The 24,258-nt window shown below is 45.3% G+C and carries 16 protein-coding genes; 1 reads left to right on the top strand and 15 read right to left on the bottom strand.

The window, feature by feature from the left end; translation table 11 throughout:
* The first annotated feature begins 13 nt into the window (after window positions 1-13).
* Window positions 14-1,978 (top strand): fructose-bisphosphatase class III, encoded by a 1,965-nt coding sequence (locus tag QI63_RS05660; protein ID WP_044014629.1) that lies wholly within the window; start codon window positions 14-16, stop codon window positions 1,976-1,978.
* Here the strand turns inward: QI63_RS05660 and QI63_RS05655 are convergent.
* From QI63_RS05655 to coaD, 15 genes are all read right to left on the bottom strand, one after another.
* A complete protein-coding gene (locus QI63_RS05655; protein WP_044014627.1) occupies window positions 1,975-3,414 on the bottom strand; it encodes a xylulokinase in 1,440 nt (479 codons plus the stop codon). The two genes, QI63_RS05660 and QI63_RS05655, sit on opposite strands and share 4 nt — an antisense overlap.
* A gap of 4 nt (window positions 3,415-3,418) precedes the next feature.
* On the bottom strand, window positions 3,419-4,582 hold the full coding sequence (gene creD, locus QI63_RS05650; protein ID WP_255347362.1) for a cell envelope integrity protein CreD: 1,164 nt from the start codon (window positions 4,580-4,582) through the stop codon (window positions 3,419-3,421).
* A gap of 5 nt (window positions 4,583-4,587) precedes the next feature.
* On the bottom strand, window positions 4,588-4,932 hold the full coding sequence (locus tag QI63_RS13420) for an inner membrane CreD family protein (RefSeq protein ID WP_044014625.1): 345 nt from the start codon (window positions 4,930-4,932) through the stop codon (window positions 4,588-4,590).
* 17 nt (window positions 4,933-4,949) lie between these two features.
* Window positions 4,950-6,227 (bottom strand): ribose-phosphate diphosphokinase, encoded by a 1,278-nt coding sequence (prs, locus tag QI63_RS05640; protein ID WP_044014623.1) that lies wholly within the window; start codon window positions 6,225-6,227, stop codon window positions 4,950-4,952.
* Between the two features lie 417 nt (window positions 6,228-6,644).
* A complete protein-coding gene (locus QI63_RS05635) occupies window positions 6,645-7,961 on the bottom strand; it encodes a DUF5723 family protein (RefSeq protein WP_235619804.1) in 1,317 nt (438 codons plus the stop codon).
* Window positions 7,958-8,086: a hypothetical protein gene (locus QI63_RS13415; RefSeq protein ID WP_255347344.1), complete on the bottom strand. Its 129-nt coding sequence runs from the start codon at window positions 8,084-8,086 to the stop codon at window positions 7,958-7,960. Before QI63_RS13415 ends, QI63_RS05635 begins: the two co-directional genes overlap by 4 nt.
* 192 nt (window positions 8,087-8,278) lie before the next feature.
* A complete protein-coding gene (locus tag QI63_RS05630; RefSeq protein ID WP_144389663.1) occupies window positions 8,279-10,825 on the bottom strand; it encodes a hypothetical protein in 2,547 nt (848 codons plus the stop codon).
* 251 nt (window positions 10,826-11,076) lie between these two features.
* Window positions 11,077-11,913 carry an SPOR domain-containing protein gene (locus tag QI63_RS05625; RefSeq protein WP_044014617.1) on the bottom strand — a complete coding sequence of 279 codons (837 nt, stop codon included), beginning with the start codon at window positions 11,911-11,913 and terminating at the stop codon, window positions 11,077-11,079.
* Between the two features lie 8 nt (window positions 11,914-11,921).
* The gene (gene coaE / locus QI63_RS05620) at window positions 11,922-12,554 is read right to left on the bottom strand and encodes a dephospho-CoA kinase (protein ID WP_044014615.1); all 633 of its coding nucleotides are present in this window, start codon (window positions 12,552-12,554) and stop codon (window positions 11,922-11,924) included.
* Window positions 12,555-12,733: 179 nt separating this feature from the next.
* A complete protein-coding gene (locus QI63_RS05615; protein WP_044014613.1) occupies window positions 12,734-16,801 on the bottom strand; it encodes a FlgD immunoglobulin-like domain containing protein in 4,068 nt (1,355 codons plus the stop codon).
* Window positions 16,802-16,876: 75 nt separating this feature from the next.
* The gene (locus QI63_RS05610) at window positions 16,877-18,040 is read right to left on the bottom strand and encodes a peptidoglycan DD-metalloendopeptidase family protein (protein ID WP_044014611.1); all 1,164 of its coding nucleotides are present in this window, start codon (window positions 18,038-18,040) and stop codon (window positions 16,877-16,879) included.
* A 37-nt stretch (window positions 18,041-18,077) separates the two neighbouring features.
* Entirely contained in the window at window positions 18,078-19,928 is a 1,851-nt protein-coding gene (locus tag QI63_RS05605; RefSeq protein WP_044014609.1) for a methyl-accepting chemotaxis protein, read from the bottom strand.
* A gap of 346 nt (window positions 19,929-20,274) precedes the next feature.
* On the bottom strand, window positions 20,275-21,615 hold the full coding sequence (gene brnQ, locus QI63_RS05600; RefSeq protein ID WP_044014607.1) for a branched-chain amino acid transport system II carrier protein: 1,341 nt from the start codon (window positions 21,613-21,615) through the stop codon (window positions 20,275-20,277).
* Between the two features lie 22 nt (window positions 21,616-21,637).
* A complete protein-coding gene (locus tag QI63_RS05595) occupies window positions 21,638-23,302 on the bottom strand; it encodes a formate--tetrahydrofolate ligase (protein WP_044017107.1) in 1,665 nt (554 codons plus the stop codon).
* A gap of 309 nt (window positions 23,303-23,611) precedes the next feature.
* On the bottom strand, window positions 23,612-24,097 hold the full coding sequence (coaD, locus tag QI63_RS05590) for a pantetheine-phosphate adenylyltransferase (RefSeq protein WP_044014605.1): 486 nt from the start codon (window positions 24,095-24,097) through the stop codon (window positions 23,612-23,614).
* Between the last annotated feature and the right edge of the window lie 161 nt (window positions 24,098-24,258).

Raw genomic sequence — 24,258 nt, 5'->3', positions numbered from 1 at the left:
AAAGGAAAACTATATGAAAAACGTACCCGCAGAAACCTTACAGCAAAATATAAAGTATTTGGATTTACTCTCCCGCTTGTTTCCCAATGTTACCGCCGCAGTTGAAGAAGTGGTCAATCTGAAAGCTATCCTGAATTTACCCAAAGGAACCGAGCATTTTTTGACGGATATTCACGGAGAAGCGGAAGCGTTTAATCATGTGATGCAAAATGCTTCAGGCGCTATCCGGCGGAAAGTGTCTGAAGAACTCAGCTCAACGGTCAGTACCGACGATCTGGAAGAATTAACCACGCTCATCTACTATCCCAAAGAAAAGCTCGAACTGATCAAAGCGGAAAAAAAGGCCAATATTACAAACTGGTACGAATTAACCATTTACCGGCTGGTACGGGTGGCGAGGGCAACAGCATCAAAGTATACGCGGTCAAAGGTGAGGAAACTGCTGCCGAAGAGTTTTGCTTATATAATGGAAGAGCTGCTGCAGGAGGATGAACACCGCTTTAACAAGAAGGATTATTACAGCGAAATTATCAAAAGCCTTGTGGAATACGGACGTGCGGATTTATTCATCATCGAGCTATCCGAAGTGATAAAAAAATGTACCATCGATCACCTGCATATTATCGGCGATATTTTTGACCGCGGCCCGTCCCCGCATAAAGTGATGGATACACTGATGGCACAGAATAGCCTTGATATCCAGTGGGGCAATCACGATATCCTCTGGATGGGGGCTGCTGCGGGATGCCGTGCATGTGTTGCAACTGCAGTACGGATTGCGCTCCGCTATTCCAACATCGACGCTATCGAGGATGGATATGGAATTAGCCTCTTGCCGTTGGTGAGTTTTGCACAACACGTGTATAAGGACGATCCGTGTACGCAGTTTATGCCGAAAATAAACGAAAAAAAGCCCTTCGATGTCGATGCGGAACTGCTGGCAAAAATGCATAAGGCAATCAGCATCATACAATTCAAACTTGAAGAAAACATCATCGAGCAGCATCCATCGTATAATATGGAACACCGGAAACTTTTGCGGACTCTTAATCCTGCGGCAGGCACCATCGAAATTGAAGGGAAGACCTATACCCTAAACGATACCTCATTCCCCACCATCGATCCCGCACATCAAACAGCGCTTACCGACGAAGAACAGTACCTTATCGATACACTCACCAATACATTTGTCGGAAGTGAAAAACTCAAGCAGCATGTACGTTTTTTGTATGCAAAGGGGAGTATGTACCGGCGCTACAACAACAACCTGCTCTTTCATGCCTGCCTGTTGCTGAACGAGGACGGCAGCTTTAAGGAGAAAGAGATAGACGGCGCCGTATATTACGGCAAAAGTTTGATGGATAAATACGACCAGATGGCGCGAGAAGCCTATTTCTCCGGGCAGAATGCGGATTTTCTCTGGTTCTTATGGTGCAATCAGGATTCAACGCTGTTCGGCAAAACGAAGATGACGACCTTTGAACGCTACTTTATCGATGATAAGGCAACGCATAAGGAGCCGTCCTCGCCGTATTATAAGCTAATGGAACGGGATGACGGTACGCTTGCCGCACGGATACTCAAGGAGTTCGGATTAAGTGGCAACGCTCATATCGTCAATGGACACACGCCGGTTAAAGTCGCAAAAGGGGAAAGCCCGATTAAAGCAGGCGGCAAGCTCTTGGTTATTGACGGCGGATTTTCCAAAGCCTATCAAAAGACTACCGGCATTGCAGGCTACACGCTGACATATAACTCTTATGGAATGACGCTGATAAGCCACCATCCGTTTGAGTCCGTTGACAAAGTTTTACGCGAAGGCTTCGACATCGAATCAACCAAAGAGGTGATTGAGACCTTAGTTGAACGAAAGCGGGTTGCGGATACCGACACCGGCGCCGACATGAAGGAAAAAATCCAAAACTTGGAAATGCTGATTAGCGCCTACAACAAGGGAATTTTAAAACAGCAGGATTAACACCGCGAGTATTTTTCCGTATACCGATGAGCGACAGCCGGTTCCGGTTCGTAGTACCGTTTGATGCGGATAAGCTGCTGTGCGATAGCGGCAAGGGTGTCTCCCCTGCCGAGGCCGTAGAGCGCCAACGCCGCATCACCGATCAATTCTCCGTCGGCAAAAGCAGGGAGTGCAAAAGTTCTACCGGTCATATCGGCTTTCATTTGGCACCAGATAGCATTATGCGCTTGTCCGCCGGACAAGGTATACACGGGATGAAACCCGGAAACTTGTTCCAGTAAATCACAGCCGTGCCTAATACGGAACGCAAGATCCTCTACAAAGGCACGCCCCTGCCCCTCAAAGGTCGCGGGATATGCACCGGAAGCAACGAACGGCTCTTCCGCAATCCGTTCCATCGCAGCGATATAATCGTTTCCTAAAAAACCGTGAGACACCAGAAACGAGGAAAACGCTGCGCCGGAAGATGGAATAACGGATGACAGATTCCACAAATCGGGCATAACCGACGGCAACAGCAGCGTTTTTTCGGCACGGCGCGGCTGTGAGATACAGACGTTAATGCCTTCGCTTGAACCGGCACGGTCGCAAGCCGTACCAGCCGTCAACGTCCCCGTCCCGATAAGCGCCGCGATAAAATCAGGTACACCGGCAATAACCGGAATACCGCAAAAGCGTCCGATTACCGTACCGGCGGCTGCGAAAGGCGGCAGCAAACCGGCTAGTCTTTCCGTATCGATATGTAATACTTCCGCAAACCGGAACAGTTCTTCTTTGCTCCAATATGCCGCCTCGTAGCGCGGATCAGGGAGGCTGGTTACCGCCGTGCCGGTTAAAAGGTAGGAAACATATTCCGGCCCGGAGAAAAGCAGGGCGGCGCTATCGAATACATCAGGATATTTTGCACGGAAAGCCGCAATCCGCGGCAAAAAAAGAGAGGCTCCCGCCGGCGGGATAGATGCAGTTCCCTTTTGCAGCTCCGGTACGGTAGCCCCCCGCTGCCCCGATATGGTAAGCCCTTGCGGTACCGGTTCATTCCATAAAAACAAGGTATCGTTTTTAGCCGCGTCAATAATACCGTTAATAACATCATCGGGGGGAACAGTGGAGAGTAAAGATACGGCAGACAAAGGTGTAGCGGCGTTGATATGTATCTTGGGTACGCGTCCGGGAGAGTTTATGCTTACTTCCGGCATAGGGCAGTTTTGAGGTACGGCAACAAGCGAAGGACCATTTCCGGAAACACAAATAGCTTCTATCACATAATCAGCGGGTAAGGTATGCCATGCAGCAAAAAAGGCCTGCACCCAGTCTACCGCCTGAACAGGTTGAGGGAACAACAAGCGTATAAACTTGAGTACTGTTCCGTCCTCGGTAATAAACGCCGCCTTTAGCGACGACGTGCCGATATCGGCACAGAAAATACCGTAATGCATGAACCTATTGAACGCCGCCGGAGAAAGATTCGTCGTTTGTAAGTATTTGGTTTATATCGCCGTCATCAACTTCCGAACGAGTATGTACAGAGGCAAAACGGGTACTATACCAATCAACCCGCCGAGTAAGGAACATCAACAGTGCAACAACACAGAAAATACCGATACTGCCGATAAGCAGTGCATAATCTTCCGATTGCAATATGCCGAACAATAAAAAATAGGACACCGCTTGCACCGCCGTTAACAAGATTCCCCAACGAATTTGCTTAAAAATTGCAGCGGTATAGAATCCGACAACGGTACACACACCTGCCGTCGCAATCAAATAGCTGAGATTAAACGAAACGTGTTCGGAAAAAGACAATAACAGCAAGTAAAATAAAACGTCAGCAATCCCGATAAGAAAATACTGGATGGGATGAATCCGCGCTGCACTCCATAATTCACATACAAATATCGCTAGAAACGGAACCGCCAAAAAAAGAAGTGCATAAGTAATACAGCGCTTTACTTGCGAATAATGATTAACGGGTGTAATAAAACCGATTTTTACCGTTTCGGGCGAACTGCGGAGGCTTGAAGAAGCTTTCGCCGCATAGCCGTCATATTCATCGTACACATCCGTATCTTTGGATATACTGAAATCCTGCGCTTTCCAACTGCGGGGAAATACCGTACTTAAACCGGAAATACGCCAGTCGGCGGAAAAGCCCGAATTGTCGAGTGTACGGTTTTTCGGCAGCCATCCCCCCGCAAAGCTGGGAGCAGACCATGTTGACTGTACGGCGAAACTGTTGTCCGCAGCAAGCGGTACGATACAAAGGCTTTTACCCCCTTGTATCGAAACAGAACCTTCTATCGCAAAACCGGAACGCACAATATCTTCCGGAACCATGTAATACACGGCATTGCGGAACGGAGATGCCCCGGTAGGAGCCGTCAACGCTTCGAGCAGCGGTTTACCGTTCCCATAAAACGTAGGATAGGCAGTTAACGTCTTTTTATCTTTTATCCCAAGAATAAGTACCGCATCTTTATAGCGGATGTTTTTTTCCGCGATATTGAATTGGCGAAATTGAAAACCTGAGAATGAGGCGGTTACTGCAAGATCGCCGTTAAAAACAGGGACGGTAAATATCCCCCGCGAAAGTCGATAAGGATTAATCTGCGTTACCAGATTATATGTTTCCGGAACCGTGAGAATATAGTCTGTTTTTTTCCCTTTTGAACAACCTTTCCGGAAGAATCCGTATATTCGATAAATTCGTCATACGGCACAGCAAGGACGAGTCCTTCAATAACAGGCTCCCCTCCTGCAGGTTCCATGATGGATGCTTCGGCAGTCCGCCGGTATCCTTCCCGATCGTTGACAAGTGAACGGATAAACGCGAGAGGGATAAGCAGTATCAGCATCATAATAAAAATGATAACGGGCTTTATCCATGCCGCCTGATGAGAAAATAACGATCTCTTGGGCATAACAGCACTCATCTCTGCTGATTGTTTTACATCCATATCAACCCCGATTTTGCTTAATCTTGTTTGTTATCCGTTTTACTCTGTGCATTCGGATCTGCTGCGTGCAGCATCCGTTCGATAATATCTCTATTATCCAATAAACCGCTCAAAGACTGATTATGATGCAGCCGCGAAATAGCCTGCGCAAATAATCTTGAAACGTCAGTTGAAATATACCATTCCTTCTTAAGCAACTCTTCGTGGTATACTGCATTGGTACCGATGATGCGATAAAAATGTCCTTTTTTATATGCTTCATCAAAAAGCTGAATTGCATCGCCGGTAAAAAACGGCAAACTCACAGCTGCAATAACTTTTTTTGCGCCCTTGCTTTTCAGGAATTCCATTGCCTTTAACAGGGTTCCGCCTGTACCGAGCATATCATCGGCAAGGAAGGCGGTTTTGCCGTTTACATCACCTAATAAATTGATATTGACAATATTGGATTGCTTTGCATTCTGCGTAACAACGGAATAATCGCGCTCTTTGTAAATCATCGCGAGCGGTTTTTTTAGGCCGCTGGAATAGAATTTATTCCGGTCTACCGCCCCACTATCCGGAGCAACAATAACAAGCTCGGCATTGGGATCGGCAAGGTTTTCAATTTTTATCAGCTCGCGAATAATCTGATAACTTGCGTGGAGATTTTCGATACGGGCAGTATGAAAGGCATTTTCAATCTCGCGGGAATGGATATCCAACGTAATAATTTGGTCAACACCGAGCGTTTCGTAAAAATGCCCCAACATACTGGCAGTTAATCCTTCGCGCCCCTTCTTTTTATGCTGGCGGCTATACGGATACACAGGAACTACAAGCGTAATATGCGCAGCTCCGGCATACCGAACAGCATCGATACTGACCATCATCGACATAAGGTGATCATTCACCGAAAAAACATGCTGGTTTTTACCTTCATTTACCCAGAGCGGATAATGATTTTCTACGTCCTGAAAAATAAAGACGTTCTTTCCGCGGATACATTCCAGTATTTCCGTTTTAAATTCGCCGTTCATAAAATAGGTAAAACGGGCATTCACTTTAAATCGAGGAATACGGATTTTTTCAATTTCGTTATTTTCATGTAAACCGGAAGAAAGAAGGTCGTTATAAAAATTGATATCTCGGATAAGGTTTTCTTTTTGTAAATTATACCGTTTTATTAACTTATCTATTTTTCTATTAAATTTTTCTATATAAATATGCTTTAAATGTTGTATTACCGCATCGGCAAAGTGCTCGCCGCCCGGACACGCCAGAATTGCCAAATTCGCAGACCCGGAGTATATCATACCCGCCCCCTCATGTCGGAATAAATTTGAGCAATAGTTTACATATTTTTAAAAAAAATTCAATCGGTTTTTACAGGGTAAACGCATTAGGGTACACACGGATTTAGCTTTCCGTTAGCCTTTTGAAAATAGCTTGTTGAGAAGCGTACACCCGTGTACGCTTCTCAACAACAAGTTTTTCTCACGAAAAACTTGCTGCTATGTGGAACGACCGACATCCTTGTCGGAAATGATACGTTGAGGATTAATTTATACGCTGCAATGAAAAGGGTATCACCCCTGTCATCGCTTTTGAAAAGAGGCGGTGCAGATGCTAGGAGCGTACAAAAAACACCCACAGGCGTACTTGTTGTACGTCAAGGACTGTTTTTTGTTAAGCGACAACGCAGATGCGCAGCATATTTTCAAAAGATCATCCTAGAAACCGAAACCAATACCAAACTTTATCCCCAGACCGGACAGCGTTGTAAATGCCCGCTTGAAATCCTGCGAGGCAACGGATGCAGCAAGGTTAAACGTAAACCAGCGTGAATCTATAAAAAGACAAAACTCATGCTTCCACATCCGTTCGACATATCGGCTATCCAAATATACGCCGAGAACCTTTGCAAAACGGCTTTCAATTTTAAGCCCTCCGTCTACATAATACGGATTTGCATTAAGAATCGGAAAAGCAAGGAACGGCGATAAAATCAAGTAATCATTTTGGAACGGCTTAAAATCGGCACCGATACTTACCTTACACGGGCGCATAATTTTCTTTTCAGCCAAGGTACCGGAAAAGCTCGTCGTTGTAGTTTGGTTGAAAAAGGAAGTACCCCCACTCGTAATACCGTCTAAAAGGTTAGTCACAGAACCGTCATAGTTAAATGCAGCCTGCATACCTTTCGTCGTTACGATCGGCATAATCGGTAAGTAGTCGATACCGCCCGTAATCGCGACCCAACCTGTTGGACGGAATACACCGGTTAAACTTAAATCAACACCGCCGTTTTTTAAAACCTCAAGTATAGAAAAATTTCTATTGGCTAAATAATCCGGTAGATACCCATAAATATTTGCAGTACCTTGAGCTTTCAGTGTAATACCATCAACCACACCGCCTGTCATATGCGGAGACAGACTATATGTTCCGCTGGGATTTTCCATATATGCGACAGGTGCAAAATATGCAACCCGTGCTGAAAAACCGTAAGTTGGATTATTAAACTGATACATTAGTCCGGCATCAGCGAACACATTGATCTTTGCATTCAAAGTACCATTAATTGTCTGACCGGTTGCAATCGCCGGGTTGCCGTTAGCCGCAAGATCAAGCAAACTCTTCGGCAAATTTCCCCATACATCCCCATTAGCAGTAATAGAAAACTTTACCGTATGTTTTTCCAATACGGTAAACCGGAAAAATGTGTCAACATCCAAAAGAGCACCTACATGTATGCCCGATTTCATCGTATCGTTTGAAAGTTGATTAAGGTCGATAACCAATTCAGGCCGAAAAAAATCCAACACAGAAACCATATTATTGGCAGCGGTAGCCGAAACAACAAATCCCGTATGCAGAGAGAACGGACGAACCTTCTTAGTCTGCTGTGCCGGTTCATTCATTTCAACCGACTGTGATACATCTTTCTGCTCTTGAGCTTTATTGTTCTGTTCTGGAGCAATTCCGGTGCCGGAAGATTCGTCTTTAGCATTTGCGTTTGGAGCCGGCGAAGCCGGGGATTCAGTCACTCCGGCATCCGTATGAGCGGCAGGCGCGGCAGAAACGTTTTCGGCAGCCGCAGGCAGTGCGGTACCGCCGTCATCAGCAGCAGAAACGGCAGCAGCAGCTTCGCTTTCGGGTAGAGCAGCCGCATTTTCTTGGGGAGATTCTGCCGCTATCTCATCGGTTTTAAGGCTGCCGGCTGGGGCTGCCTGTTCGGTTACTACTTCAGAATCGGTACTCGTACCTACCGCATCCTGTCCAAACGCTGTAACAAGACCTAGGACGATATATAATACAATAAACCATTTTTTTTCATTTTACTTTCCTCGGGATATTCCGGTAATTAGTTCACTTTCATCGAATAATCGATACCCGTTTCGGCTGAAACAGAAAGTGATGCACCCAGTTTAAAATCACGCTTAAGCGAATATGAGCCTGGCTGTAGTTCCAACACCAACTCCGGCGAAACGGGATACTTTTCGAGAAGCTTTTTCAATTCTAAAGAAGTGAGCGTTACCGTCGACTCTCCTGCAGCCGCTGCTATTTCTTTTTTAATGGGTTTGTTAGATTCACCCTTAATAGCATTGCCGGAACCGTCTTTGAATCGCAATATACATTTAGGCACAGGACCGCTCAAATCATTTTTTAAGTTAATACGTACCTGAATTGACCGTAATGAATCTAAAATCTGAAACTGATCATCAAGGCCGAAAGGTTTATCATGAGCACTGCGCCTGCCGAATAAATCGGCGCCGGACATATTTATACCGAACATATCCATCAATGAAGGTGTTTGTTCCGACCCTACTTTAAAGCCTACCGGCACATCCAAAACAAGATCGATACTTACCTTTGGCTTTTTATCTTTGAGATTATTATAATCCGCACGGTTAATAACGATTCCCTCCATCATATTAAGCGTACAGGTAAGTTGCAAATCCTTCGGATAGTCGTTCATAATACCCGCCAAGGTTTTTTCAATACCAGACTCTCCATGCTTTATAGAAAGCATAGCCTTCGGAATAGTGCCCGTAAATATTTTATCCGAAGGGAATGTTCCGGCAGGAAGTGCTTTTAAGGTAATATTACTCTTGTCTACCAAGACTGCCGGTGTATCAGTCGTCTCTCCCGTCTTAATATACGTTGCCGTTAATTTTACACTCATTTTTGTACTTCCAAGCAGCCCCGAATCGGAGCCCGCATAAAAATACGCAGGGATTTCTTCCAGTTGTATACCTGCTGTTTTCAATTTTGAAGTCAGCTCGGATAAGTCCATCTTTCCCGTCTGTGGGAAAGAAATGTTTTGATCAGCTTTTGCCTTTAAAATAATTTTTTTCCAATCAAAGTTAAACTGAACGGCACCGGAAAATTCTATTTTGCTATCCGTACGTATATTATTCAAGGTAAAGGTGTTATCGTGTTCATTATACCCCGGTAAAAGTACAGCTGTTGTTAAATCAAAATTATCCAGAGTCTCAATATCCAAAACAAAAGCATTTCCGTTATTACAGTCATACGCTTGTTCAGTTTCGCCGTAAGCAAATGTCTTTGTCACTGCGGGAGTTATTTTAAAGCAATCGGAAGAAAGCCTAATGTTTATATCATTTCCTGCAGGTAAACCGTTCTTAAGTTTTATTTTGACAGAAGCCGTATTAAATTCTATGTTTTTAACCCAGCCTTTTATTCCATCCGGAACAGGTTCTGATTGCGGTTTATTAAAATCGGCTTTATTTGTCATCGTAATTGCAGCAAATTTATCTATGGAAAAATTAAATTTGACAGACAGATTCTCCTGATATGTATAGGTTGCACTATCAAGCTTTACTTTAAGCTTAGGTTCATAGGTCAATGTCCGTTGATTATTCAATGTTTTTCCGGCAAGAGAAACGGGAGTGTTTAACGGCTGAAAGCTGCCCGGATTAATCGCGAGCCCACCGGACACCGCCTGTGTTATTTTGGTTTGTTCTTCTATCGTTATACCCGTCCAATCGGCAGGCATATCCATCGACAGTTTAAATTTCCCCTCTCCGATAGTTGCACTGCGGAAATCTTCCGGCAGCGGAATATCAACCGTTCCCGACGCCGGTGTGATCTCCGGATTAGCAGTTACTCCGGTTGCTCGTATGATCATTCCATACAAGGTACGATTGACTGTAAGATTCCCCACGCCCGACACATCTTTTACCGTCAATGTAAGGCTTATGTTATTGCCTATTGTTTTATTATCCAACAGGAACCGTACATTGTGCCCTGTTATATCTCCGGGAATGGAACATTCGTTACTTTCCATTTTGGCTTTTGTAATAGTATAAGATCCCGAGTTTGGTGATGTTGAAATTTCCAAATACGATCCGGAACCGAACGTTATTTTTTCGAAACCATGAAACTCAATATTAACGGGCGGAAGAGTATGCTCACCTGAAATTGCGGGCACTGAAACGAACAAAGGTGTATCGGTATTAAACTTTTCCAAAAGTTTTTGGTTAATATCCGCTGCATTTATTTTAAAACTTTTACTTTCATTTATTTTAGGGATGGAAATTTCCGTATCAAACTTTCTTGAAAGAAGATTGGTGTCTCCCGATCCGCCGTTTCCCAGCGGATCCCCATTGAAATACTTGCTTATATCAAGCTCTAATGTTTGGAGCGGATAATGCACTAAATAGCGGAGTTTATCATCCCCTCCGGAAGGCTGATACCGGTACAGCCGGATGTTTTTATTGTTCTTTTGCAGCGTTTCTTCAAGTTTTGTGAATACTTCAGCTTCAGTAATACTTTTTTCGCCCAGCGGTACATAAACCGTCGGGTTTGCCTTTATTCTAACGCTTGAAAAAGGCTGTAAACCACAGGCGGCGGTAAAAGCCAAAGCAATAAGTATACTGATACACATAGGATATTTGCTATATTTATGATAAGACATCTTTTCCCCCTTACTTTACAGGCAGGATACTGCCAAAAATCATGACGGTTTAGAACAATGGTGCTATTTAATATTTTATAGAATATACCATGTTATCTATGCAAAAACAAGAAGTAGTTTTGATATAAAAAAAGGGAGCCGGTAAAAAAGCGGCTCCCTTTCCTGGCTTAGAGGCTATCCAAAAACTTCAATTTTTGGACAGTTTCCTTAAATTTAGATGTTTAATTATTCGTCTTTACCTTTTCTTCCGTAACATAGCTTTTTTCAAAACCTTCAATTTTTTTGATGCTATTCAGCCAATACTTTGCTTCGGTGTTATTGGTAAAGGGGCCAACTCTTACACGATGCGTTAATCCGGAAGAGGTCTCTTTGGTAAAAATCTCTACCTTCATGTGCTGCGCAGCAAGTTTATCCCGTGCGCGTTCGGCGTTAATCCTGCTTGCAAGCGAAGCGGTCTGAACCCAATAGAGGGTCTGAACCTGCGGCGCAGCAGGCTTAGCCGGCGTTTTTGCCTTAGGTTTAACGGTAACCGAAGCGCTTGCTTGCGCGGGCTTTTTTTCTACTGCCGGTTTCGGTTGAGTTTGCACCGCAGCAGCTGTCTGCGGCTGGATAGGGGCTTCTTCTTTTTTTGCAGCGGCAGGTTGTTCTTCCCGCTGTTCCGGCGCAGTATCAATCCCGATTTGTGCCGCCAAGTCTTTCGGCAATCCGGAGACATCGGCATCACCTGCCTGTACGGTTAAATCGGAAACGTCAATCCCGTTTGTTTGGCCGTTCTGTCCATCGGTCGAAATGATATTCAAATTATTCAAATTGATAATATTTCCGGCAGCAGCGGGTGCATTTCTATCCAGCCCGGAAACCCTATCGGGATTGCGTGCCCATGCATCCGGATCCACATTCAGCGCAGTTCCCGATGCTTCATAAGGAATCGTTTCCCCGCCGGCCTGTGCTGTTGCGCTGTTCCGTGACGGTGAATATAAAAATAGTGCAATACCAAAAATAATCAATACGAATAAGCTTACCGAAAGGATAACCCATAAAATTTTCTTTTGTTCCATAGCTGTCCTCAAAAACCCTTTTCGCGCAGTACGCGCTCGATCTTTTTCCGTAAAGACTGCACGGAACGAGCGTTTACTACGCTTACAATATCGGCATTTTGCAAAAGGTATTGAGCAAAGAAATCTTTTTGCTGTAAAAAACGGGCAATCAACCGGCAGAGCGGAATATTATCCCGTTTTTTGCCTCGGATAAGCCTGATAAAAAACGGAGCCTTAATATACAGAATAAACGAGCACTCCGGCGTTAGGGAGGTTTTATGTAGTGTCGGTGCGTTAAGAACAATCGGCCGGTTCGGCTGTTCGATTACAGCTGTGTTAATAAGGCTTCGGATACGCGCTTCAATTTTCGGGAGAATAAAAGCCTCATGTTCCGCTAATAAAGCAGAATCCGAGAAAAGCAGAACGCTCAACGCCTTTCTATCCAATGCCCCGTCCTGCGCCCGTAACCGTAGCCCTTGTTTTTCGGCATAAGGAGAAAACCGTGCTATCACCGCATCGCTTTGTTCTTGCAGAACCGTATGTGCAACCTTATCAGCATCGATAACAGCATAGCCTTTTTCTTCAAGGAAATCGGCAACCATGTTTTTCCCCGCACAGGACTGCCCAACCAGTCCGATTAGGTTAGGTGTTTTTTTTGTCATTATTCGTTCCTATAAATTTGACAACCGGTTAAAAAAAATCCGCAAACAGCGGCGCCGCCTGCGGATTTCTCAAGCTGCCGGGAAAAGCTCAAAAGCCGCTCGCTTTTTCGCCATCCCCAACAGAAACTGCATTTCAAGGCCTCTAAAAACCGTAGTTTTTAGAGGCTGCTGTTGACGTATTACTTAATCAGAATAAATTCAACGCGGCGGTTTTTCCACCAGTTATCCCGATCCGAAAACGATGCAATCGGTTTTGTACCGCCGATACCGACTGACGACAGTCTGCCCCGCGCTACACCTTTTTCTATCAGGAATCTACGGACGGCATCGGCGCGCGCACCTGAAAGCGGGATAAGATCTTCTCTTTCTTCACGTTCCGTTCCGCTCGTATTATTTGCATGCCCTTCAATCTGTACCTTATATTCGGGGAATTTATTCAAAATTTCCGCGATACGGGTTAATACCTTAACGTTCCGATCAACGACATTTTGCTCAAGCTCATTAAAATCGGCTGCATTTTTTCTAAAGATAATAGAAGGAACTGCAATCTTTAATTTATCGCCATCGCGGATAACCAACACATCAATCGGAATATAGCCTTTTATAACGGAGGTTAATCCGACTTCATCGGTTGCGGCAAAGGTATACGGATAGTCGGTAGCCGATTGTACGGTTTCACCTCGTAACGAACGTCCGTCCCAGATAATTTGCTCGGTTATTCTATTCTTTCCGCCGGTACTCCAGAACAGCTTATTGCCGGTATCTTCCGGTTCGCGGATTTCAAATGACCACTGTTTTAAGGGCGTATCCGACTTTGCAGACAAGTTAATAAAAAGCTCATCTTCGTTACCGTCATTGTCCGGACTGAAATACTTGGGCGCCATGGTAACGCCAAGCTCCGGGGCTTTTGTCGAAGAAACAAACGGAGCGGTGCTGACTACCAGCTCATCGCCTTTCGTATACCGGAGAGAAAGCTCTGCAACAAAGGTACCGGATGCAACCCTGCCTGCGTCGGATTTACCGTCCCATTGAATGGAAGAAGTAAGCGTATCGCCCTTTTCCGATGACCACGTCTTTACCGGCACGGAGGTGCTGTTATCCGCCGGTTTTACTACAACCGACCATGAAGCAAGCCCGTCTTTCAACGTTGTATGAAGGGTTAAATTCTGGGTATCCTTTACTCCGTCACCATTGGGTGAGAATGCAGGTAATTCCGCAGTGATATATGCCTTCGGAACGCGAGAGTCAACCACGATATTGTCAAGCGACTTGATTGTTCTGTTACCGGCGGGGTCTTGAGCAAAAATAGTATAGCGGTACGTCCCATCGGGAACTTTATTTCCCGAAGCATCGGTTCCATCCCATACAAAATCGGCTGCCTGCCCTTCCCAGGTAAAGTTCCGCACTTCCCTATTTCCGGAAGCGGTCAAACTGCCAGTCCAAAGATTTTCTGCAGAAGCTTTTTGTGTTACGGGTAAATTCGGGCGTTTTGCCGCGCTATCAGTCGAGAACGCCAAATAAGGCGCAGAAATCTCCACTTCAGGATGCTTTGTATCGAGGATAATTTCAGGGATTGCCGATTTAGTCGTCTGTCCATTCGTAAGCGTCACATCGATAGCAGCGGAGTACGAACCGTCTGCACAAAGCCGGCCTTTTGCATCTCCTGCATCTGCGATACCATCCCAGCTGATTGAAGCAGGCGGCATTCCGTTTCCTGAAAGTGTTTTTACGGCAGCGCCTGTTTTATCGTAAATGCCGAAGATATAGGAGGCGGCAGCGGTATTCGATCTCAGTTTAGGTGAAAATACGATGGTATCCTGCACACCGTCTTTGTTGGGAGAAAATGCCAGCATATTTGCAGATAAAATGATATTGGCTTTTTCGGTATTCAGCTCAACCGGAACGGGTACCGAATATCCGGTATTACCGGCATCATTTTTACCTACTAAGCGATAGGCATATTTTCCGTCCGCAAGTAAAGCGCCGGTGTCATTCCGTCCGTCCCACGCAAAATTCGCAGCATTATCTTTTGTAATCGCAAAGCTGCGTACCGGCTTACCGGTCATATTTCCCGCATCGTCAAGGGTATAAATTTCGGCAGTCCAAGAATCGCCTGCATTCACTTGCTGAGTAAAGGTAACCGTATCAAGCTTTCCATCTCCATCAGGTGAGAAAATATCAGTTGAAGCTTTTACCGTTGCCTTAGGGGCGGTAACATTAAGGGTGAAAACCGGAGAGGTTTCAGCCGGTGCATATCCGTTTATATAACGGGCGGAAAGCTTTGCTTTGTAATCACCTTCCGGTAATACTTTTCCGTTTTTATCCTTCCCGTCAAAGATGATTGCCCCGATACGGCTATCGGTTATCGTGTGTACCGTTGCGCCTTTTGCATTTTGTATATCGATTTTCCATTCCTGCAAGCCGGTCTGTACCGGAATTGTAGGCGATAGTGTAATAGTATCCTTCACGCCGTCCCCATTCGGAGAAAAGGCATTGGTACTAATCGAAATACCGACCGAAGGCTTAATAGTGTCTACAATAATATTGGGAACCGACTGCGATGCGCTGTTTCCCGCACGGTCGGTAGCGGCAATTTTATAGGTGTAAATGCCATCAGGAACAAACTCACCTGCATTGTTCTTGCCATCCCACACAAAGTCGGAGGGAGCAGCTTTTACGGTCTCGACAGTACGTACAACACGGTTATCGGTGTCGGCAAAGGTTGCCGTCCATTTATCTTCAACGGAACCGCTCTGTTTGATAAGGAATGTATCCTTGTTTCCATCCCCGTCGGGACTGAAAATCAATGCATTTTGACCGGTTGGAGGTGTAACGGTAATCACCGGAGGCGTATTATCGACCACTACGGCGTACCGCTCACTCTTCGCCGTGTTATTGTTATCATCCGCAGCTGTAATAGTAAAATAGTAGGTTCCGTCGGGTGCTACCGAACCGGAATCAAGCATACCGTCCCAGCGCAGCGTCTCCGGCAGTTCAACTCCGGATTTTGCTTTTGTTAAAAGTTTCCAAAAAGATTTTCCACTCAACTGAGGACGTGCTTCCTTATTCGTGATTGTACGGACACGTTCCCCTTTTTCGTTCTCAAACGCACACTCCCATGACATCACATAGCGTTCATCAGTTATGGATAACGGAATTTCGAGTACATCCTGTACGCCGTCACTATTGGGAGAAATATATTTAGTTTCGGGGTAATTAACACTGATTACAGGCGCTGCCGTATCATTTTTCCCAACCTTCACATTTACCCCTGCACCGATTGCCCAGATATTATTATAGAAAGGTTTAACGGCAACCTGCGGCGTAATGTCGCTTTGTTCCCATGCATTTGCTTCATTCGCATTTTTTGACTTAATTTTGATTGAACAAGCCAAAGCAAATGACGGAATATAGGTTTGCCGGTGATTCAGTGTTTCGACAAGATTGAAATTCCAACCGGTTTTAAAGGTAACCATATCGGCAAACTTCATGTGCAATCCGGCATCAAAAACAAGGTTTTGGAATGTCGGAAAAGATAGATCAAAAGCCATACCAAGCTTAAAGTTTTTCACCGAAATAAAGGTGGTCGCAAAACCGACACGGGGAGTAAACATACCGGTAAAACCGCTCGTATTCGTCATTCCCCTCACACCGCCCCTGTTGGCGTTATACGGTTTACCCATTCCGGTAATCGAAGCGCCGATTTTTGAATCTTTTGCAAATCCGAGATCCCCGAACCGATACAGTACGCCGATGTCAGCCCCGACACCCCAACCGGTACCGAAAATGCCGTATAAACCGACACCGAGTGCCAAGTTATCGGTTAAATCTTTTGAATACGCAAGCCGTATTGAACCGGCGGTACCCCATGGCAGCGACTCAAACGATGAATTTAAAAGATGCACATCGGTTGAGATAACACCCCACCGGGCAGGATATAAGAAATCGATGTTTGCCAAATGTCCTTTCAATCCGAAGTCGTTTGGGGTACTTTTGTTAAACCCGATAACGGCGGCATAGGAAAGGTCGAAAATAATCCGCTGCTCGTACGCAGAAAGGGCAGGGTTGGTTGCCAATTCAGCAGGATTCCCATCCCCGAACGGCCCGCCGGTAGCACTTGCCTGACCGCCCAATAAGTCGGGAGAAAAGAACGTATTGGCAGATTCCCCTCCGATGGGCGGGTTATAAGCAAATAAGAATGTACATGCGCTGAATAATGCGCATAAAGTGAATACAATTCGTTTCACAAAATCCTCCTCAATAGGATACCTTCAAAAGCCTCAACTGTTAGAGATATCCGCATATTGCTTTGTAATAATGACCTATTTTAGAACGGAAAACGGATTAATCAATCTCCCGTTTTTATAAATAGACAAATGTAAATGTGGGCCGGTAGAATATCCGGTATTACCGACCGCACCCACGACCGCGCCTTGCGTGACATACTGCCCCCGCTTGACATAAATCGCCGATAAATGACCGTAAAGGGACTGATAACCCCGATCATGAGTAATAATGATATAATTCCCAAAAACACGGTTAAATCCTGTTTCGGCAATTTTTCCGTCGAGCGTTGCCTTAACGGGCGTCCCTGTCGGCGCAGCCAAATCAACACCTGAATGAAAACTTCGTACCCCCGTAAAAGGATCGCTCCGGTACCCGAATGGTGAGGTAAGTCTACCGTGTATCGGATAGATAAATAATTCACCGAGAGCCTTCCGCAGCTCAAAAGACGAAAGCGATGCGCCGGGGATAAAAAGCTTTTGTCCGACGGCCAGCGTTTCGTGCGTTAAATCGTTTGCATCAAGCAAAGCCGTAACGGGTACATTATGAGCCGCCGCGATACCCGCAAGGGTCTCGTTCTTTTTAACCGTATACAAAAGGCCGTCTGCCGATGGTATACGCAGTACCTGCCCCGCACTGATGCGGCGCGCATTATCGATATTATTAACCGATAACAACGTCCCGAAATTCCGCAATCCTGCCCGGGAAGCAATACCGCTGATAGTATCCCCCTTTCTAACGGTGTAATCTTTAAATGTTACCGTCGAAACATACCCTTCCGCAGCAGTTACTGCCTCTTGATCGATAAAGTTTTCCGCTTCGGGGAAAATATATGAATGCAGTGCCCGTCCGGATAAAGGCTCCTCGTTAAAGGTCATTTTCCGTATGGAATAAGAACCTGCACCGGTACGCAGCAACGGCAGTGCCAATAATGCATAGAGGATACTGAAACCCAGTAAAAAAGGCAAAGGGTTCAACCGCATCAGCGGCACAGTACGATTAACAGCCGCCGACGGCTTGGTATGGGTATACGCCGAACGAACATCATCAAAGCCGGAAAAAAAACGCATATCGGCTGCGACAGCCGCTTGCCGCGCCTGTCCGCCCGTATATCCGCTTTTATGTGTTATCTGAGCCGAAAACGGCATGGAATCACTTTGAAATATGTCCATATCGGACGCATGATACGTTATTATATCCATAGTTACACTATCGGCAAAAAACCGTAAGACCAAAGACCTAGTCGATCTTGAACTTATTTACTGCATTTGACAAATTTTCAACTAAACCCTTTCCCTGCTGTGCAACCGTATTAACTTCCTGCACCGAACGGTTTATCTCTATCGCACCGCTCGCCATTTCATTCATATTGTCAGTAATAAACCGTGTGAAGTTATCCAATTTATGCATCTCTTCGGCGACCTGCTCCCCTCCTTTGAGCATCTCCACAGAACCGTTTCTAACCTCTGCAGTAACTGCATTGATATCCTTAATCGCCGATAGAACTTCCCTACTGCCATTTTCCTGCTCTTGCATTGCATCCATAAGAGCCGCGCTCATCGTATTAACTTGTTTGGAAAGATCAAAAATAATACTAAACTTATCTTCAACGCTCTTTGAAGACCCCGTTAAACTTTCGATTTCGATACTAAGGGCTTTCAGCGTTGTCGTAATATTTTTACCCTGAGCCGAGGATTCCTCTGCGAGTTTTCTAATTTCGTCTGCAACAACCGCGAATCCCTTACCTGACTCTCCGGCATGAGCTGCTTCAATGGCAGCGTTCATTGCAAGAAGGTTCGTCTGGCTGGCAATATTTTGTATAACATTACTTGCATCGATAAGCCCGCCGGAAGCCTCAGCGATTTTCTGTGTTACCTTATTCGAACTTATAATAGTACTCTTGCCGTCGGCTGTCGCAGAGGAAAGCCGTTTAATCACATCATCCGTTTTTTCGAGGGTTTGAGTAATCGACACGATATTTGCCGCCATCTGTTCTATAGAAGATGAAGACTGAGCCACACTTCCGGACTGTATTTCAATACTGGAGTTCAGCTGTTTAATAGTTCGGACAATTTCTTCGACAGTAGCGGCCGTTTCACTCACATTCGCAGCCTGTGATAGTATTTGCTGCTGTATTCCTTCAATATTTGCACTGATTTCATGAACGGAATTGGCACTCTCCGTTGTATTCATCGACAACACGCCGATAGCTTCGCCCATTGTCTGCGTATTCGTCTTTACTCCCCTGAGAAGTTCAACGGTATTGGCATAAAAACTATTCAACCGTGTAACAAGCAACCCGAATATATCACGGCGGTTCATTTCAAGCGGCTCGGTAATAAAGTTCCCTACCGCAAGTTTATCCGTAAATCGGAGAATAGACTCTATTTCGTCATTCACGCCCTTATAGAGCGTAAGATTAATAAAAATAGCTCCTCCAACCGTCACGATCAATAAAGGGAGCATAGCATACGTTAATGTAAAAGCAACATCCCTGCCGTTATAAAGTGTTGCGACAAAAGGAGCCACACAAAGAAAGGAAATCCCTATAAAAAGAGCAAAGCCTACCGCCGCACCGCGCTGTGTATATGACAGACTAATATGTTTTTTTTCAAGCGCCAAAAAATTTGTATATCGTTCGATCCGCTGCAGCCAAACAACATAGAAGAACAGGGAAACAAAAAACATACACCCGATGGCTGCCAGCACTGTTGCAACAAACATTGCCCAATTCCTCTCCCCTATTAACCAAAGGGCTAGTACCGGTACAACACTTGAAAGAAAGAACGGCACAAAAACACTTACCAGTGAGTATACGGCTAAGGCTTTATTTGCCCTATCAAGACCGTTATCTTCCGAACGCCAGTTTTGAATAACCGGCATACAATTTCGATATAACAGTACCGGAACCGATAGGGTTGCGCAGAGTCCTAATAACGCTGCAGGATTCATAAACATACGCAGCAGCACGGCATCCGGTACTATTTTTGTAAACCATGCATACAAGAATGTTAAGCCGAAAACGCCGTTAAAAATTAAAAAGTTGAATACAAAAAGCGATTTTGGCGCTTTAGAAACTGAATGCTCCATGAATTGAGCCTCCTGTTAATAGAGTTATTTGTCGTAACCATCTAAAGGACATCTCTAAAAAACTGAGGGTTTTAGAGGTTCCCTAAAATCAAATCTTCAACCGAACTTAAATGAACTTTACTTTAAAAAATACTATTTGAATTACAGGAGGGCGCGGAAGCGCCGAGAAAAGTATGATAACCGGCTTGGTGATGTCTCAAAAGTTGGTTACTTTTTAGACATCACCATCAGCGTGGCTGATAGCGGGTTTTAAATTAAGCCTTTATATAGTAATAACTTAATCTTAAACATCGCATCTAAATTGATAGACATATTCAGCGATACCGCTTTTGTTTCTACCAATTTTTTAAGCAATCTGTTTTGCTGCCTTGCCCTTTCCGCCAAGCAGTCCGAACAATAACGCACCGATAACGGCCGGAATCAGCCATGCAACACCGATGCTCGAAAGAGGGAGTTTTTGCAGCAGCGCAGCCAAGCCGCCGAATGACACAGGCTGTGCGCCGAAAAGCCCGAGAAAATCGTTGACAATACCTTCGGTCGAGGCAAATGCCTGCAAGCAGCTCACTAAAAGCGTACCAATGGTTCCCCCTACATAGTAGTACCGGTTGGGGATATAGTCATCTAAAAGGTTCATAACGGTTAATAAGATACAAACCGGATACAAGGCTTCCAAAAGCGGAACCGAATACCGGATGATATTTTCTACCCCATAGTTGGCAAGCCAGCAGCTGAATACCGATACGACAATAACGATTGCTTCATAAGAAACCTTATTATTGAACAATTTCTTAAAGAAATGCCCAGCGGTTGCCGTTAAACCGATTGCAGTCGTAATACAAGCAAACGCAATCGAAAGCGACAAAATCACCGTTCCGACATTTCCCCATAAACTTGCACAGATATTGATCAACAAAGCCGTACGGCTGATGTTTTTAGGAAACACCTGCGAAGCAGAGGCGCCTGCATGCAGTAACCCGCCGTACACCAGCAGCAATCCTGCCGCAGCAATTAATCCGGCAGAAAGGTTGATCTTTAACAGCGATTTCCGATCGGAATATCCGCGTTCCTTAATATTATTGATAATGATTGTCGCAAACAACATGGCTGCCAGCGCATCCATCGTCTGATATCCTTCCAAAAAGCCTTTTAAGAAAAAGTTCTGCGGAGGAGGATTCTCAAGCGGCCCGAGCGGAACAATAAAAGCGCGGATAACGATAGCGGCAAGCACGACAATCAGTACCGGTGTTAAATACTTGCCGATAGTATCGATTACTTTCGAGGGTTTAATCGAAAAGATCAAGACAATGGTAAAGAATATAATCGAACTGACGACAGGGCTTATCGATGTACTAAAGGGAAGTACGCCAATTTCATACGTGGTTGCGGCTGTGCGCGGCAGCGCTAATAGCGGCCCGATACCCAGCATAATAACGGTACCGAACACATTAGCAAAAATAGGATGAACCTTACCGGCAAAGTGCTGTACATCGCCGCCCGCTTTCCCCATTGCAAAAATGCCTAAAATAGGAATACAAATACCGGTAATAGAGAATGCGATAAACGTAATAAACCATTTACTGCCGGTCATAAAACCGAGCAGCGGCGGAAAAATAAGATTTCCTGCGCCGAAAAACATTGCAAAGAGTGCAAAGCCGACAATGATACAATCTCGAAGGCCTTTCTTCATAGCGAGTCTCCTAATATATAATTTACGCTAATCCGTCGATATAACCGTTTACAAGGTCTATGCGAAGCGCCTGAGGTTCTTTCGGCAGCCCCGGCATCCGCATCATGTCGCCCATAACCGCAACGATCATCTCGGCGCCATTGTTCACGATAATTTCGCGGACAGTCATATCAAACTGTTCCGGAACGCCGAGTTTTTTTGGGTCGTCGGAAAAAGAATACTGAGTTTTTGCGATACATACCGGATAGGAGTCTACTCCCCACGTACTGATCCGCTTCAGCATTTTTTCCGCATCGGCATGATAGGTAACGGTTTTTGCGCCGTACACCTGTTTGCATATTTTCTCAATTTTTGTCTTGATGCTGTCACTATCCTGATAGGTAAACACAAGCGGCTTTGACGGTTCGGCTTCAATCAAACCGGAAACGGTACGGGCAAAATCCGTTGCACCGGCCCCTCCGTCGGAAAAAGCGCTGTTTACGGCAAACGGCACACCGGTATTCCGGCAATAGGCGCGGAGACACTCGATTTCTTCATCCGTATCGTAGCCGTATTTATTCAACACCACCAATACCGTCTGCCCGAATGTACGCATATTTTCAACATGCTTATCCATATTTTTAAAGCCGCGGGTAAGCGCCTCTTTATTGGGCTTGGACAGCTCCGCTTCTTGAGCGCCGCCATGCAATTTAAGCCCGCCGGTGGTAACGACAAGTACGGTTAAGGCAGGTGCAAGCCCCGCCTTGCGGCATTTAATGTCAAAGAATTTTTCAGCGCCTAAATCGGCTCCGAATCCCGCTTCGGTAATAACATAATCGCCGTAGGTAAGGGCTGTTTTAGTCGCAATAATGGAATTGCACCCGTGCGCGATATTTGCAAACGGACCGCCGTGTACAAATGCGGGGGTGTTTTCGGTGGTTTGTACCAAATTCGGATTAATCGCATTTTTAAGCAGTACGGTAATGGCTCCGGCAGCGCCGAGGTCTTTAACCGTAAAGGGCGTGTTGTCCGGACGGTAACCGAGGATAATCTTTTCTATACGGCGGCGTAAATCGTCGATATCGGAAGCGAGGCACAAAATCGCCATAATTTCCGAAGCGGCGGTTATATCAAATCCCGATTCTGCAGGAACGCCGTTCCCTTCGCCGAGTCCGGTAACAATTGAACGGAGCGCGCGGTCATTCACATCCAACACCCGTTTCCAAACTACTTTTTTTAAGCCCTGCGGCGTATTCTGCGTTCTAAATACGTAGTTATCCAGCAGCGCGCTGATCATATTGTGTGCTGAGGTAACGGCGTGGAAGTCGCCGGTAAAATGTAAATTGATTTCTTCCATAGGGAGCACTTGTGCATAACCGCCGCCCGCAGCCCCGCCTTTCATTCCGAAACAAGGGCCGAGCGAAGGCTCGCGCAGTGCTAACACCGCATTTTTTCCGATTTTCTGTAAGCCGAGCGCCAAACCGATGGAAACCGTCGTCTTCCCGATTCCCGCCTTGGTCGGCGTCATGGAAGTAACAAGGATGAGTTTATGCTCTTCTACGCAGGACGGAACAATAGATGTATACGGAATTTTTGCCGTATAAAACCCGTAGGGGATTACTGAGGATGCATCTATATGAAGTTCCGCTGCGATTTTTTGTATCGGTTTAAGCGAAGTCTCGCGTGCGATCTGAATATCGGTTTTCATGCGGGCGAGTTTACTATAATCATATAAAAAAAACAAGGTAACGTCCTTTTGAAATATACGGTACATCTACTGCGTCGCACGGTAAAAAAGTGTCCTCAACGTATCAAAGATACGCCTGCGGTACTTTTTTACCTAGCTCCTTGTATCTGTACCGTCTATTTCAAAAGGCTGACGGAAAAGGCATTTCAGAACGGACAGGGTTGTCCGGGGTTATAAGCAGCAGCGGGGATGTCGAAAAAGTAACCAACTTTTGAGACATCCCCGTAGCCAAAGGATGAACACGGATGTTCATTCTTTGGCGATTCTCCGCTATTTTTTGGGTGAAAACTTCTTTTTCAGTATAGCTTCGACGACGGGCGGCACCATCGTCGATACATCACCGCCGAATGCCGCCAGCTCCTTAATTGAACTGGAACGCAGTACAAAAAATTTAGGATCAGGAACTAAGAATAACGTCTCAATCTGCGGGTTCAAACTCTTGTTCATCATCGCCAAATCAAATTCATATAAAAAATCATTATCATTCCGGACACCGCGGATAAGCACATCCGCTTTAATTTTTTTTGCATAATCAACGATCAGTGAATCCCACAGATGTACCGAAACATTATTCCAGCGGGAAACCAGTTGTTGTATGACCTCCAGCCGTTCCTCGCCGGAAAAACAATAACTCTTGTTTTTATTTACGGCAATGACGACATGGATTTCGGAAAAGAGTTTTTGGGCGCGCTCGATAATATTCAAATGTCCGAAAGTCGGAGGATCAAATGAACCCGCAAAGACAGCTTTTACCATAATGCAGCATATTCCTTTATTCTATTACGATACCAATAGAACACCGCTAAAAGCTCAAAATCGATTTTTAACGGTGACCGATAGTGTCTATTGTATCGCATAAAAGGCTAAACCGCAAATAGTTTTTTTAGGGAGCCGCGGCATCTTTAGGATTTATGATT

Origin of the sequence: Treponema sp. OMZ 838 (assembly GCF_000775995.1) — a bacterium.
Taxonomy (GTDB): Bacteria; Spirochaetota; Spirochaetia; order Treponematales; family Treponemataceae; genus Treponema.
This window is presented reverse-complemented; position numbering and strand designations above follow the sequence as displayed.

Coding starts and splice junctions, on each gene's coding strand:
- QI63_RS05660 (WP_044014629.1), top strand. CDS start 14: ATGAAAAACGTACCCGCAGAAACCTTACAGCAAAATATAAAGTATTTG.
- QI63_RS05655 (WP_044014627.1), bottom strand. CDS start 3,414: ATGCATTACGGTATTTTCTGTGCCGATATCGGCACGTCGTCGCTAAAG.
- QI63_RS13420 (WP_044014625.1), bottom strand. CDS start 4,932: ATGGATGTAAAACAATCAGCAGAGATGAGTGCTGTTATGCCCAAGAGA.
- prs (WP_044014623.1), bottom strand. CDS start 6,227: ATGATATACTCCGGGTCTGCGAATTTGGCAATTCTGGCGTGTCCGGGC.
- QI63_RS13415 (WP_255347344.1), bottom strand. CDS start 8,086: ATGCGGCTGCTCTACCCGAAAGCGAAGCTGCTGCTGCCGTTTCTGCTG.
- QI63_RS05630 (WP_144389663.1), bottom strand. CDS start 10,825: ATGTGTATCAGTATACTTATTGCTTTGGCTTTTACCGCCGCCTGTGGT.
- QI63_RS05625 (WP_044014617.1), bottom strand. CDS start 11,913: ATGGAACAAAAGAAAATTTTATGGGTTATCCTTTCGGTAAGCTTATTC.
- coaE (WP_044014615.1), bottom strand. CDS start 12,554: ATGACAAAAAAAACACCTAACCTAATCGGACTGGTTGGGCAGTCCTGT.
- QI63_RS05610 (WP_044014611.1), bottom strand. CDS start 18,040: ATGGATATAATAACGTATCATGCGTCCGATATGGACATATTTCAAAGT.
- QI63_RS05605 (WP_044014609.1), bottom strand. CDS start 19,928: ATGGAGCATTCAGTTTCTAAAGCGCCAAAATCGCTTTTTGTATTCAAC.
- brnQ (WP_044014607.1), bottom strand. CDS start 21,615: ATGAAGAAAGGCCTTCGAGATTGTATCATTGTCGGCTTTGCACTCTTT.
- QI63_RS05595 (WP_044017107.1), bottom strand. CDS start 23,302: ATGAAAACCGATATTCAGATCGCACGCGAGACTTCGCTTAAACCGATA.
- coaD (WP_044014605.1), bottom strand. CDS start 24,097: ATGGTAAAAGCTGTCTTTGCGGGTTCATTTGATCCTCCGACTTTCGGA.